We start from the raw sequence: 13926 nt of genomic DNA, 5'->3' as shown, positions 1-13926 counted from the left end.
GCCGGGGCCGACGTGTATTTCTGATACACGTCGGCCCCGGCGCTTTCGGCAACGCCGCAGATGGCTCTTTTTCAGCGTCTGCCGTCTGCTATAATTTTGCCAGAATGTCCTTGGCCCGCGCGTTGTCCGGGTCGATCTCCAGCACGCGCTGCAGCCGCTCCCGCGCCTTGTGCGCGCGACCCGCAAGAAAGTAGATGTGTCCGATGTTGCAGGAGATCGCCGCGCTGCTCCCGCCCATCTTGGGGTTGATGCGCAACGCCTTGTCCAACCACGAGGCCGCCTTCTCGGGATTCTTGCCGTCCATGTAGGCCATGGCCACGTTGTAGTGCAGGTTCTCGTCCTCGGGCGCGATCTTCAAGGCCTTCTTATATTCCTTGATGGCATCTTCCCACTTGCCCTGCTGGCGCAGCGCGATGCCAAGGCTGTTGAAGGTGCCAAGATCCGAGGCGTCGAGCACGCCGTGCCGCGCTTCCAGACTCTGGCGCAGATAGACCTCGGCCAACTCGGGCGCGTTCTTCAGGCACATCTCGGCGATGCCCTTGTAGATGTTGGAGACCTTGGTCATGGACTGGCGCGTGGCCAGCTTTCCGGCGGTGTCGAAATAGATCTTGGCCCGGGCCGCCTTGCCCATGCTGATATGGATTCCGCCGATCTCCACCTTGCGGTCGATATTCAACGGCGAGAGCTTGTCCAGTTGTTCTAGGTACTTGAGCGAGGCGGCCTTGTCGCCCTGTTCGGCGTGGAACTGGGCCAGCTTCTTAATCGGCTCCAGATACATGGGGCCGCCGCGAGCGGCCTCCTCGTAGGCGGAAAGGGCCTCGGCCCCCCGGCCCAGGCCCTTCAGGGCGTCGCCGCGCAGCATGAGCCCGGCCGGACTCTGCGCCTTGAGTTCCAGCACCTTGTCCGCCAGCGTCAGGGCCTTGTCGTACTGACGGTCGCGCACGAGTTGCTTGCCCTTGTCGATGAGTTCGCCCATGCGCGAGGGCGGCTTGATGGTGAAGGCCACCTTCTCGATCATCCCGTTCACGGAGATGGGCTTGGTGATGAAGTTGGAGACGCCCATCTCATGCAGGAGTACCAAGCCGTCGCGCTCGATCTCCGTGGTCAGGACGATGATAGGGATGTCCGGATAGTCCACGCGCAGATAAGAGATGAACTCCACCGCGAGCACGCCGTCGAGTTCGCGCTCGATGAGCAGGAGCGGCTTTCTGCCATCCTTGTATACTTGGCCGATGTGCCGCTGGGCCGGAGCCTTTTCGGCGAAGCTCTCCAGGGAGTCAGGCGGCAAGGCCAGGATCTTCTGCACCGCGCTGCGGAATATTTTCAGAAACGCGCCGTCCTGGGACACGGCCACGAAATGCCCGCGCTCCTGGAGCACGAAGTTCCTGACGATTTCATCGAAATTCTTGCCGTTGCTCATGATTCGATCCGGACGTATTGTTGGGGGGCCTGAAGCGCCTTCTTTCTATTTCGCGAACCAAAGTTGATTGTCAACTATAACAATGAACATGCTGAACACGGAGCGCCGCCCATGACCGCCAAGAAACCCGAACCCTTCAGCCGCCGCGAACTCCTCTTCGGATTCATGGACCGCATCCGCGGCCGGGATCGCGCCGAGACCGCGCCCACGGGCCTGGACTCGGGCCTGGCCAAGGCGGACGAGGTCTTTGCCCAGGGCAAATGGAGTGAGGCGCTGGAGGCGTATCGCGACTCGCTTTCGACCTCGCCGCTGAACGACGAGGCCCGGGTTCGCGTGGGCATTTGCTTCTATCGCCTGGAGAAACACACCCAGGCCATGACCGAACTGAAGGCCGTCTTACGCAAGCGCCCCCACAACCTGGCCAGCCTTTACCTGGGGCTGACCCATGCCCGACGCGGCGAGCTGGACAAGACCCTGGCCGCCTGGAAGGCCTACTTCGATCCCGGCCGGGTGGCCCTGATGCGCGAGGTGAACCTGCAATGCGCCTGCATCGAGGAGGGGCACGAGGTGGACTCGGGCGAGGTGGCGCGCGCCGTGGAGAACGCCCTGGAGGCGGATCGCAAAAGCGTGGCGGATACGGCCTGAAAAGGGGCCGGAAGGGAGTTTTCGAACCGAAAAGCAGTCGTCACGGAATATCTCAACGGCCGTAACAGATTCGTCACATGACAAAAATACTCCTCAGACTCGCAAATGGCTCATAACCCATGTTTGAGGAGGATTTACATGAAGATCAGGATCGGCCTTCTTGCTTCGCTGTTGACTCTCGCCCTGTGCGGTTCCGCCTGGGCCAACACCATCACCATCAAGGGTTCGACCACGGTGCTGCCGATCATGCAGCTGGCGGTCGAAGGCTTCATGGCCGAGAACCCCGGCGTGCGCATCGACCTCTCCGGCGGTGGTTCGGGCGAGGGCATCAAGGCCATCATCGACAGCACCACGGACCTCGCCATGTCTTCGCGCTCCATCAAGGAGAACGAAATCGACCTCGCCAAGACCCGTGGCGTCACCCCCAAGGAATTCGTCGTCGCCAAGGACGCCGTGGCGGCCATCGTCCACCCGAGCAGCAAGATCGAGAACCTGACCGTCGAGCAGCTGCAGGGCATCTTCTCCGGCAAGATCACCGATTGGAAGGACGTCGGCGGCGACGCCGGCAGGATCGCGGTCATCTCCCGCGACTCCTCCTCGGGCACCTTCGAGACGTGGCAGCACTTCATCCTGCAAAAGGAGAAGGTCTCCCCCACGGCCCTGATGCAGGCCTCTTCCGGCGCGGTGCTCCAGTCCGTGGCCGGCAACCGCTTCGCCATCTCCTACGACGGCCTGGGCTACGTCAACGACAGCGTCCGCGCCCTGAAGGTCAACGGTGTCACGCCTTCCGCAGCCACCGCCCTGGACGGCAGCTACCCCGTCTCCCGCGACCTGTACCTGTACACCAACGGCGAGCCCACCGGCGTGCTGAAGAAGTTCGTCGACTACCTGCTCGGCCCCAAGGGCAAGCTGTTCGTCAAGGAAGCCGGCTTCGTTCCCCTGCCGTAATCATTCGCGAGCAACGCGCGGCTCCCCGGCCAGACGGCCGGGGAGCCGCCATCCGTTCAAGGCATAAGAGAGGCCGCATGCGCAGAGAGACCATCGAAAAGCTGATACACAGCACGTTCTTCACCATCGCGCTGGTGTCGATCCTCATCCTGGCGCTGATCTGCTTCTTCCTCTTCAGGGAAGGATTGCCGCTTTTCGAGACCGCCAGCGTGACGGGCTTCCTGTTCGGCTCGTACTGGTATCCGACCTACGATCCGCCATCCTTCGGCATCCTGCCCCTCATCGTGGCCTCGATCTCCGTGACCTTGCTCTCATCGCTCATCGCCATCCCGCTTGGAGTCATGACCGCCATCTACCTGGCCGAAATCGCCTCTCCGCGGCTGCGCGGCTTCCTGAAGCCCATCATCGAGCTCCTGGCCGCGCTGCCGTCGGTCGTTATCGGCTTCTTCGGCATGGTCGTCGTGGCCCCCTTTCTGCAAGACACGCTCAACGTCTGGGTCGGCTACAACCTCTTCAACGCGGCGCTGATGCTCGCCTTCATGTCCGTCCCGACGATCTGCTCCATTTCCGAGGACGCCATCTACTCAGTTCCCAGGGAACTCAAAGAGGCCTCCCTCGCCCTTGGCGCGACGCACTGGCAGACCATCTACCGGGTCATCGTCCCGGCAAGCATCACCGGAATCTGCACGGCCACGATCCTCGGCATGTCGCGGGCCATCGGCGAAACCATGGTGGTGCTCATGGTCGCGGGCGGCGCGGCCGGATTCCCGACCTCGATCTTCGATCCCGTGCGCCCCATGCCCGCATCCATCGCGGCCGAGATGGGCGAAACCCCCTTCGGCTCCGACCACTACCACGCCCTGTTCGCCATCGGCATCGTCCTCTTCGTGCTGACCCTGGTCTTCAACATCGTGGCCGACTACATCGCCGAAAAGAACAAGCAGATCGGGTCCGCCACCCTGTAAGGAGCCGGAGATGTCCCAGAACTCGCAACTCATGATCGAAGATTCCGCCGAGCAGACGCCCGCGAGGCGCGGTTTCCTGCACAGGACCGGGGGGAAGCGCCATCTGGTCCAGACCCTCTTCTTCACGAGCTTCCGCATCGCCGCGGCCATCAACGCCCTGGCGCTGCTGATCATCTTCTGGTTTCTGATCTACAACGGCCTTCCCGCGATCAACTGGTCCTTCCTTTCCGAAGCGCCCCGCAGGGCCATGACGGAAGGGGGTATCCTGCCTTGCATCGTCGGCACGGTCATTCTCGGCCTTGGCTCCATGCTCGTCGCCTTTCCGCTCGGCGTCGCCACGGCCATCTACCTGAACGAGTACGCCAAGGCCCAGCGAGCCGTCCGCATCATCAAGCTGGGCATCAACAACTTGGCCGGCGTCCCCTCGGTGGTCTTCGGCCTCTTCGGCCTTTCGTTCTTCGTCATCGTGCTGGGCATGGGAGTCTCGGTCCTCTCAGGCATCCTGACCCTCGGCTTTCTGACCCTGCCGGTCATCATCGGCGCATCCAAGGAAGCCCTGCTCGCCGTGCCCCAGACCTACCGCGAGGCGTCCCTGGCGCTCGGCGCGACCCGCTTCCAGACGATCACCCGCGTGGTCCTGCCCGCGGCCCTGCCGGGCATGCTCACGGGCTCGATCCTGGGCATCAGCCGGGCAGCCGGCGAAACCGCGGCCATCATGTTCACCGCGGCCGTCTTCTTCACCCCCGTGCTGCCGCAGAGCATCTTCGATCCGGTCATGGCCCTGCCCTACCACATCTACGTGCTGGCCACGGCCGGGACGAACATTGAACTGACGCGGCCCAAGCAGTACGGCACCGCCCTGGTGCTCATCGGCCTGGTCTTCAGCATGAACATCTTCGCCATCTGGCTGCGCGCCAGGCTCCAGAAGAAGCATTAACGGACCCTCCAGGTCAGGCCTCGTGCCTCCTTGCTCACCTCCGATGCGACCCGAAGCCTCGATACCCGGCGGCTTCGGGTCGCATCACGTGGCGGTGCGGGGCTTGCGCGCTCCTCCATGGACGGTTGGACAAACGGCCGGTCGCGCGCCGTAACCTATTCTCCACACGAATTCCATGCCCTCACAACACGCCGTCGTTATGGATCTTTTACCGCCAGCCTGCATGCACAAGCCTGTATTCACGAAGGCAAATGCGGCAACGTTTTCTGAAAGGATCAGCCCATGACACTCAAATCGAAACTCATCTCCTTTTGCTTGTGCATCGGCCTCGTTCCCCTGACGCTCATCGGGGTTTACGCCGTCAACGTCGCCAGCACGGAACTCGAACAGCAGGCTTGGCGCCAACTCGTCGCCGCCAGGGACGCGCGGGCGAACGCCCTGGAGGGGTTGATCGACGTCTGGCTCAAGGAAGTCCGGCTCTTCGGCACCAACAAAGGCGTCTACCACTCCCTGGGCTTCCTGCGCGACAAGGCCTACGGCGTCAACGAACAGAACCGGTTCGACATCGCAAGCGAAGACTACGCATTTTCCGCCGCCAACGTGCGCGATGCCTTCGACCCCATGGTCGAGATACTCGGCTACGAAGACGCCATGCTCATCGACGACTACGGATGGGTGCTTATCTCGGCCCTTCAGGGCGGAGAACTCGGCTACAACATGAAAGGGCCGGTCCTAAGCGGCACCAACCTGGCCCGCGCCTGGAAGGAGGCCATGAGCGGCAAAACCGTGTTCATCGATTTCGAGCCCTATCCCATTCTGGGCGGCGCGCCTGCAGCGTTCGTCGCCACTCCGGTCTGGAACCACAGCCACACCGCCATCGAGGGAGTCGCCGCCCTTCGCCTCTCGCAAGCCCGAATCAATTCGCTCATGGCCCTGCGCTCGGGCATGGGCGAAACCGGGGAGACGCTGCTCGTGGGCCCGGATTTCCTGATGCGCTCGGACTCCACGCTGTCTCCCGACCGGTTCACCGTGACGGCGTCCTTCGCCAACCCCAGGGTCAACCGCATCGAGACCGGTTCCGCCCGGGCCGCCTTGCGAGGGGAGTCGGGCGCGCTCGTCCTGCAGAACCATCTCGGGATGAACGTTTTGAGCGCGTACGCGCCCATCGCGGTCGGCGACGTGACCTACGCGCTGCTGGCCGAGATCAACGAGGAGGAAGCCTTCAAGGCGGTGGACGACCTTCGCCTGGCCGCCCTGATCCTGGGTCTGCTCACGGCCGTCTCCGTGGTCGCGCTCTCTTGGTTCGTTGTCCGCCGCGAGCTTGCCCGCCCCCTGGACTCCATGATCGCCTACCTGCGCGACATCACAAACGGCAATCTCGGCACCCGGTTGCAGGGCCGATACCGCGCCGAAATGGGCGACCTCGCCGGACACATGCAGGCGATGGTTTCGGAACTGAAGCAGAAGCTCGGCTTTTCGGACGGCATTTTGCGCGGCATGACAATACCTTGCTACGTCACGGACCTCGACAACCGCATCACCTTCGTCAACGCCCCGCTGCTCGAACTGCTCGAGGAAAGGGCGCAGCCCGAGACGCTCCTGGGGCAGGACGCGGACACGGTGTTCGGCCGTTGCGGGCTGCCCCGCGGTCTGGCCGGGCGCTGCATCGAACAGGGCGGCAGCGTGCGAAACGTGGAGCACGACATCACCGCCTGCCAGGGAACGCTCCGCCAGGTGCGCATGGATGCGGCTCCGCTGCGGGACCTGGACGGCAATCCCACGGGCGCTTTCGTCCTCATCACCGACCTCACCGACGTCAAGGCCCAGGAAGCCCGCATCCGCGAACAGCACGAGATCATGGCCCAGCTTGCGCGCGAGGTCGAATCCATCTCCAAGTACCTGTTCACCGACTCCCGACAGATCAAGAGCCGGGTGGCCCAGGTCACGGACGGCGCAAAACGCCAAAACGACCGCATCCACGAAACCTCCGTGGCCATGCAGCAGATGAACGCCACCCTCACGGCCGTCGCCCATAACGCCGCCAAGGCCGCCAAGAGCGCCGACGATTCGCGCGGCAAGGCCCTGGAAGGCGCGAAAATCATCGCGGGATCGAGCCAGGCCATGGAGCGTCTGCGGACCTACTCGCAACGCCTGGAGCAGGACATGCGCGACCTCGACAAACGGGCCGAGGGCATCGGCTCGATCATCGGGGTCATCTCGGACATCGCGGACCAGACGAATCTTCTGGCGCTGAACGCGGCCATTGAGGCCGCCAGGGCGGGCGACGCCGGGAGGGGATTCGCCGTGGTCGCGGATGAGGTGAGAAAGCTCGCCGAGAAGACAATGAGCGCCACGAGCGAGGTTTCCGTTGCGGTCAAGGCGATCCAGACCGCCGCGCACGGCAACCTCGACATCACCTCCCAGGCCGTTCGGGCCGTGGAGGAGGCCACCGGCCTCGTCGCGCAATCCAACGATTCCCTGTCCCAGATCGTCGCCCTGGCCGAAAGCACCGCCGCCAGGGTGGCCGAGATCGCGGGGGCCTCCGAGGAGCAGTCGTCCGCGCACGAGCAGATCAGCAAGAGCATGGAGGAGGTCCGGCACATCGCCGACGCCACCAGTTCGGAGATGCACGAATCGAGCAGCGCCATCGACCATCTGGCCAAGCAGGCCGAAGATCTGCAGCGCCTCATGTCGAACCTCGCCGCCTAAACGCCTTCGCCGCAGCGATTAGCCCATTGGCAAGCCGGTTCTGGCCGCACGCGCCAGGACCGGCTTGCTCGTGGATGCGCGTTGCGGTCCGGGCTCGCTCGCGCTACCCTGCCTGGATCATGAACGAACGCTACGACGCCCTGTCCCTTTTCTCCGGCGGCCTGGACTCGCTCCTGGCCCACAAACTCATCCAGCGCCAGGGGCTTCGCGTCCTTGGGCTGCACTTCGTCTCACCCTTCTTCGGCAAGCCGCATCTGCTCGACCACTGGCGCGCCACCTATGGCGTCGATGTCGTGCCCGTGGACGTGGGCGAGGCCTACGTGCGCATGCTCGAACGCGGCCCGGCGCACGGCCTGGGCAGCGCGCTCAACCCCTGCGTGGACTGCAAGATACTGATGCTCGCCCACGCCAAGACCCTGCTCGCGCAGCACGGCGCGCGCTTCCTCGTCTCGGGCGAGGTCGTGGGGCAGCGGCCCATGTCGCAACGCCGCGACGCGCTGAACGCGATCCGCCGCGACGCGGACGTGAAGAACCTGCTGCTTCGGCCGCTCTCGGCCCTGGTGCTCGAACCCACGCCCATGGAGGAGTCCGGGCTCGTGGACCGCTCGCGCCTTCTGAACGCGGCCGGGCGCGGCCGCGCCAAGCAGCTCGCCCTGGCCGCGGAGATGGGCATCACCGAGATCCCCACCCCGGGGGGCGGCTGCCGCCTGACCGAAAAGGAGCCAAGCGCCCGCTACGCACCGATATTTCGCCACCGGCCAAGCCCCTCGGCGCACGATTTCCTGCTGGCCAACACCGGTCGCCAGTTCTGGTCCGGGCCGCACTGGCTGGCCGTGGGCCGCGACCAAGCCGATAACGAGCGGCTGGCCGCGCTCGTGCGCGAGGACGACATCGTTCTCGATCTGAGCGAGTTGCCAAGCCCCCTGGCCGTGCTCAGGCTGCACCCGGATGCGCGGGGAACCGTGCAAGAAGACGCCTTGGTCGCGGACGCGGCCGCCTTCGCGGCCTCCTACTCGCCCAAGGCGCGGCGCGCGGGCGGCCCGGTGCGAGTAGACGTGACGCGCGGCGGCCAAACCCGCGTCATCGAGGTCTCGCCCTCCAGGAACACGCCCGCGAACTGGCGCGAGCCAACCTGGGCCGAGGCAGAGGCCTGGAAGAAAGAACGAGCGCCTGTGGCATGATGATTGCTTGACATTGCCGCGCGGCTCTGTGATTGCTTGACAACCCCGTACGCGGCATGACCGGCGGACGGCCGCGCCCAGGAATCGTCCTGCATGGCGCGCCGCCCCGGCCGCGAACGCGAAGGGCCCTTCGGAGATGCGCCGGGAACATCTCTCGCAGGGAGGATGAAGCGAACCTTTCACGGAAGATTCCCTTCCTCCTCCCTGCTCCACACCCGCGTCACTCCGCAACATTCAGCAATCGGGACGGTCAGGCCGAGTCTTCGGCCGCGCGCCTCTCGCGAAGCATCGCGCCCGGCCGTTCGACACGGCCCACGCGCCGCGAGAAGGCTGACCATCCCGCCGGAGCAGGCGAAATGACAGATTCGACAGACGTTTTGCAGGTCGAGGAGCCAGAGGATTCGCTTCCCGAAACCTCCTTCGACGAAATCCCCCAGGCGCTCAGGGACGCCTGCGGCCGCGCGGGCTGGACAAAGCTCATGCCCGTGCAGGCCAAATCCCTGCCTTACCTGCTCGCGGGCCGCGACCTCATGGTCCAGTCGCGCACCGGATCGGGCAAGACCGGCGCGTTCGTGCTGCCCATCCTGGACAAGGTTGATCCCAACGCCAACGTCTGCCAGGCGCTGGTGCTCGCGCCCACGCGCGAACTGGCCCGCCAGGTGGCGCGCGAGGCCGAGATACTGGCCGGACCCGACGGCCCCAAGGTGGTCGCGGTCTACGGCGGCGTGGGCTACGGCGCGCAGGTCGATGCCTTGAAGCAAGGCGCGCAGATCGTCATCGGCACGCCCGGCCGCGTGCTCGACCACCTGCTCAAGCGCACCTTCACCCTGGAGCACCTGAAGTTCCTGGTCTTCGACGAGGCCGACCGGATGCTCTCCATCGGCTTCTACCCGGACATGAAGGCCGTGCAGCGCTACCTGCCCAAGCGCCACGTGGGCATGCTCATGTTCTCGGCCACTTTCCCGCCCCAGGTGCTGCGCCTGGCCAAGGAATTCATGCGCGAGCCGCAGATGCTCTCGCTCTCGTCGAGCAGCGTGCACGTGGCCGAGGTCACGCACGCGGCCTACGAAGTGCCGCGCATGCAAAAGGACCGGGGGCTGATACGCATCATCGAGGTACTGAACCCGGCCTCGTGCTTCATCTTCTGCAACACCAAGAGCCAGGTTCACTACCTCTCGCAGGTGCTCCAGAACTTCGGCTACAACGCGGACGAACTCTCGGCCGACCTGACCCAGGCCAAGCGCGAACAGATCCTCGAACGCCTGCGCCGGGGCGAGGTGCGCTTCCTCGTGGCCACGGACGTGGCCGCGCGCGGCATCGACATCCCGGACCTCTCGCACGTGGTGCTTTACGAGCCGCCCGAAGACCCCGAGTCCTACATCCACCGCGCGGGCCGCACCGGCCGCGCCGGGGCCGTGGGCGAGGCCGTGAGCCTCGTGGACACCATGGAGGCCGTGCAGCTTGAGCGCATCGCGCGCCTGTACAAAATCAATTTCGAGAAGCGGCCGCTGCCCACGGACGAGGACGTGGCCGCCGTGGTCGCCGAGCGCACCACGGCCATTTTGGAGGCCCGGCTTCGGGCCATGAAGCCGCTGGCCCTGGAGCGCATGCGCCGGACCATGCCCCTGGCCCAGCAACTGGCCGAAAACGCGGAGGAACTGCCGCTTTTGGCCATGCTCCTGGACGAAATCTACCAGCACAGCCTGCACGCTCCGCCTGCCCAGCCCGATGGCCAGGAGCCGCGCCGCGAGCCCAGGCGCGATGAGCGGCGGGACGAAAGGCGGGACGAAAGGCGCGAACCGCGTCGCGACGACAGACGGGACGCCCGGCGCGACGACAAGCGCGACGACAAGCGGGATGACAAGCGCGAAGCCAGGCGCGACCGCGACCGCAACACGGAGACCGCTCCCAGCGCGGAAAAGCCCGAGGCCCCCAAGGCGGCCGAGAACTCCCCGAGCGAAGCCGTCGCGGGCGAGGCCGCGCCCAAGAAGCGCCGCCGTCGCCGCCGCCGCAAAAAGCCCGGCGCCAACGGCGCGACCGTGAACGGCCAACAGCAAAACGGTCAGACGCAGAACGGCCAGACGCAGAACGGCCAAACGCAGGCCGCGCAGGCCGAGCCCGGTCAGGCCGAGAGCCCCGCGCCCACGGTCGAGGTACCGGTCGCCGAGACGGCCAAGCCCGCTGCCACGCCTTCCGAAAAGCGCGGCGCGAAACCCGCGAAACCCCAGAAGGCTGCGGCCGAGGCCGAAACCGTGCCTGAAGCGACCGTCGAGGAGACCGAGGCCGCAAAGCCCGCGCGCAAGCGCCCAAGCCGGGCCAAGAGCGCCACGGCCAAGAAGACCGCCACGGCTGCCGAAACATCCAAGGATTCCGAAGCTCCCGAGTCGGCGGAAGTTGCTGCGCCCGAAAAGCCCGCCCCGGCCAAGAAGCCCGCGCGCAGCCGGACCGCCAAGGCCAAGGCGGCCGTCGAACCCGCTGCCGCCGAGACGGCCGAGGCCCAAGGCCCCGCGCCCACGGCGGCCGAGAGCAAGCCCAAGCCCAAGGCCGCGCCCGCCAAGAAGGCGCAAGCCCCGGCCAAGAAGACCGCCGCCCCGGCCGTCAAGCCCCGCAATCCATGGGAAGGCGCGGCCTTCGGCGGCTCCCTGGACGATCTGGACGACGACGAATGAGGCCATGGACCACTACCGGGCCATAGCTCCGATCTACGAACCTTTGCTCGGGCCGCCGCTCGCGCCGCTTCGGCGCGCGGCGGCCCGCCTTCTTTCGGACCACGGCGCGCGCCGGGTGCTCGATTGCTGCGCGGGCACGGGCGGCCAGATGCGGTTCATGGCCCGCGCGGGCCTCGTCCCCTTCGGCCTCGACCGTTCGCGCGCCATGCTCGCCCGCGCCCCGCAAAGCCTGCCCCGCGTCCTGGCCCAGGCCCAGGCCATGCCCTTTGCGGCCGACACCTTCGACGCCGCCTGCATCACCCTCGCCCTGCACGAGATGCCCCGGCCCACGGCCCTGGCCGTGCTCAAGGACATCGCGCGCGTGGTCGCGGCCCATGGCCTCGTGCTCGCGGCCGACTACGCCGCGCCGCTGCCGCGCCTCATGCGCCCGGCCGTACATCTGGCCGAACGCATCGCCGGACGCGACCACTACCAGGGCTTCACCGCCTACCAGCGACTGGGCGGCCTGCCGCCCCTGGCGCGCGAGGCAGGCCTCATGGCCACGCCGCTCGACGGCTTCCTCGGCGGCTCGCTTGTCCTGTGGCGGCTTGACGCCACCGCATAGCCTGGCCCTCTGGAGGAGGCGCTGCCTCCTCCAGACCTCCACCGCCAGGGAACGATGTTCCCTGGACCCTGGATTCGCACCGAAGCCATCGTTGGCAATGCCACCTTGGGTGCGGCGGGATCAGCCCCGAACCATGCTTTCCCGAAGCCGTCGCAGACGGTTTCGAAAATCGCCGGGGGGCCGGGGGAGATGATCTCCCCGGCGGGGTCCGGCGCTTTCGCGGCAAACGCAGCAGATGGCGTCTTTTCAGCGGGTGGATTTCAGCGAGGCGTCAAAAACCGCGAAGGCAAGACGCGAGAGCCGGTCAAGACCGACGCGTATTACAATATTACCCGGAGCAGAAAATATGCAATATTTTCGTGCTCCGGGTTATAAGTACGGCCTGCCGAAGGCGGGCATGAGCGGCGAAGCCGCGGGAGCGCAAAGTCTCTGCTTTGCGCTCGTAATACGCGAGGGTTTGACCGGCTCGAAGCAACGCAGCCAGCGCGGATTTTTCACGCCTCGCTAGCGGAGGATGGTCTGCTCGCGCCCAGGCCCCACAGAGACGATGGAGGCGGGAACGCCCAGAAGCTCCTCGATGCGCTCGATGTAGGCGCGCGCGGCGGCCGGAAGCTCGTCCATGCTCCGCGCGGCGGTGATGTCCTCGCTCCAGCCGGGCAGGGTCTCGTAAACCGGCGTCACCCCGGCCAGGGCGTCCTGCTCCTGGGGCGGATAACTCAGGGTCTGGCCCTTGTATTCGTAGGCCGTGCAGATCTTCAGTTCCGGCAGGCCGGTGAGCACGTCAAGCTTGGTCAGGGCCAGGCCTGTGGGGCCGTTCAGGCGCACGGACTCGCGCAGGATCACCGCGTCGAGCCAGCCGCAGCGGCGGCGGCGGCCCGTGGTGGAACCGAACTCCGCGCCGCGCTCGACCAGATAGTCGCCGCAGGCGTCCATCTGTTCCGTGGGGAAGGGGCCGGAGCCCACGCGGGTGGTGTAGGCCTTGACCACGGCGACGACCTGGCCGAGCACGCCGGGCGCGCAGCCAGAACCGGCGGCCGCGTTACCCGAGACGGTGTTGGACGAGGTCACGAAGGGATAGGTGCCGTGATCGATGTCCAGATGCGTTCCCTGCGCGCCCTCGAAGAGCACGTTTCTGCCCGAGGTCAGGCAGCCTTCGATGACCGCGGGCACGTCCTGGACGTGCGGCGCGATGCGCGCGGAAAGCGGCGCGAGCCAGGCCATGACTTCGTCCACGGTCATCTCGGCCACGCCGTAAAGTCTGAAGAGCGCGTTCTTCTCGACGAGCGCGGCCGCGATCTTCTCGCGCACCAGCGCCTCGTCGGCCAGATCGGCGGCGCGGATGCCCACGCGGGCCATCTTATCCTCGTAGCACGGGCCGATGCCCCGGCCCGTGGTGCCGATCTTGGCGCCTTCCTTGTGGACCTCGCGGGCCGTGTCCAAGGCGCGGTGGTAAGGCATGATGAGGTGGGTGCGCTTGGATATCAGAAGCCGCTCGGGCGAGGCGTCCACGCCTTTCTCGCGCAGGGTGTCCACCTCGCGCAGGAAGACCTCGGGGTCCAGGACCACGCCGTTGCCGATGCAGCATATCTTGCCGGGATGCAGGATGCCCGATGGGATCAGGTGAAGGATGATCTTCTTGCCCTCGACCACGAGGGTGTGACCCGCGTTGTTGCCGCCCTGGAAACGAACGATGGCCTGGGCCTGTTCCGTGAGTATATCCACGATCTTGCCCTTGCCCTCGTCGCCCCATTGAGCGCCCATGACCACGGTGTTCGACATTGACTCCTCCCTTGGGGGATGATATGGCGCTCGCCTTCGCCTCGCGAAACGGCCTGCGCGCAAGCCCAT

Annotated in this window: 10 protein-coding genes; 8 read left to right on the top strand and 2 right to left on the bottom strand. The window is 66.0% G+C overall.

The window, feature by feature from the left end:
- Window positions 1–88 precede the first annotated feature (88 nt).
- The gene (locus tag DSAT_RS00970) at window positions 89–1420 is read right to left on the bottom strand and encodes a response regulator (RefSeq protein WP_020885703.1); all 1332 of its coding nucleotides are present in this window, start codon (window positions 1418–1420) and stop codon (window positions 89–91) included.
- Window positions 1421–1531: 111 nt separating this feature from the next.
- Here DSAT_RS00970 and DSAT_RS00965 point away from each other — a divergent pair, with 111 nt between their 5' ends.
- The 8 genes from DSAT_RS00965 to DSAT_RS00930 all read left to right on the top strand — a co-directional run bounded on the left by DSAT_RS00965 (window position 1532) and on the right by DSAT_RS00930 (window position 12078).
- A complete protein-coding gene (locus tag DSAT_RS00965; protein WP_020885702.1) occupies window positions 1532–2065 on the top strand; it encodes a tetratricopeptide repeat protein in 534 nt (177 codons plus the stop codon).
- A gap of 138 nt (window positions 2066–2203) precedes the next feature.
- Window positions 2204–3013 carry a phosphate ABC transporter substrate-binding protein gene (locus tag DSAT_RS00960; RefSeq protein ID WP_020885701.1) on the top strand — a complete coding sequence of 270 codons (810 nt, stop codon included), beginning with the start codon at window positions 2204–2206 and terminating at the stop codon, window positions 3011–3013.
- 77 nt (window positions 3014–3090) lie between these two features.
- A complete protein-coding gene (gene pstC / locus DSAT_RS00955) occupies window positions 3091–3978 on the top strand; it encodes a phosphate ABC transporter permease subunit PstC (RefSeq protein ID WP_020885700.1) in 888 nt (295 codons plus the stop codon).
- Between the two features lie 10 nt (window positions 3979–3988).
- Window positions 3989–4915: a phosphate ABC transporter permease PstA gene (gene pstA, locus DSAT_RS00950; RefSeq protein ID WP_020885699.1), complete on the top strand. Its 927-nt coding sequence runs from the start codon at window positions 3989–3991 to the stop codon at window positions 4913–4915.
- A 282-nt stretch (window positions 4916–5197) separates the two neighbouring features.
- A complete protein-coding gene (locus DSAT_RS00945; RefSeq protein WP_020885698.1) occupies window positions 5198–7624 on the top strand; it encodes a methyl-accepting chemotaxis protein in 2427 nt (808 codons plus the stop codon).
- Between the two features lie 74 nt (window positions 7625–7698).
- Window positions 7699–8805: a DUF814 domain-containing protein gene (locus tag DSAT_RS00940; RefSeq protein ID WP_020885697.1), complete on the top strand. Its 1107-nt coding sequence runs from the start codon at window positions 7699–7701 to the stop codon at window positions 8803–8805.
- Window positions 8806–9161: 356 nt separating this feature from the next.
- Complete coding sequence (locus DSAT_RS00935; protein ID WP_020885696.1) at window positions 9162–11474, top strand: DEAD/DEAH box helicase; 2313 nt, start codon at window positions 9162–9164, stop codon at window positions 11472–11474.
- Window positions 11475–11478: 4 nt separating this feature from the next.
- Window positions 11479–12078 carry a class I SAM-dependent methyltransferase gene (locus tag DSAT_RS00930; protein WP_020885695.1) on the top strand — a complete coding sequence of 200 codons (600 nt, stop codon included), beginning with the start codon at window positions 11479–11481 and terminating at the stop codon, window positions 12076–12078.
- 504 nt (window positions 12079–12582) lie between these two features.
- Here the strand turns inward: DSAT_RS00930 and DSAT_RS00925 are convergent.
- Window positions 12583–13857, bottom strand: a complete 1275-nt coding sequence (locus DSAT_RS00925) for an adenylosuccinate synthase (RefSeq protein WP_020885693.1) — start codon at window positions 13855–13857, stop codon at window positions 12583–12585.
- Between the last annotated feature and the right edge of the window lie 69 nt (window positions 13858–13926).

Source organism: Alkalidesulfovibrio alkalitolerans DSM 16529 (assembly GCF_000422245.1).
Taxonomy (GTDB): domain Bacteria; phylum Desulfobacterota; class Desulfovibrionia; order Desulfovibrionales; family Desulfovibrionaceae; genus Alkalidesulfovibrio; species Alkalidesulfovibrio alkalitolerans.
This window is presented reverse-complemented; position numbering and strand designations above follow the sequence as displayed.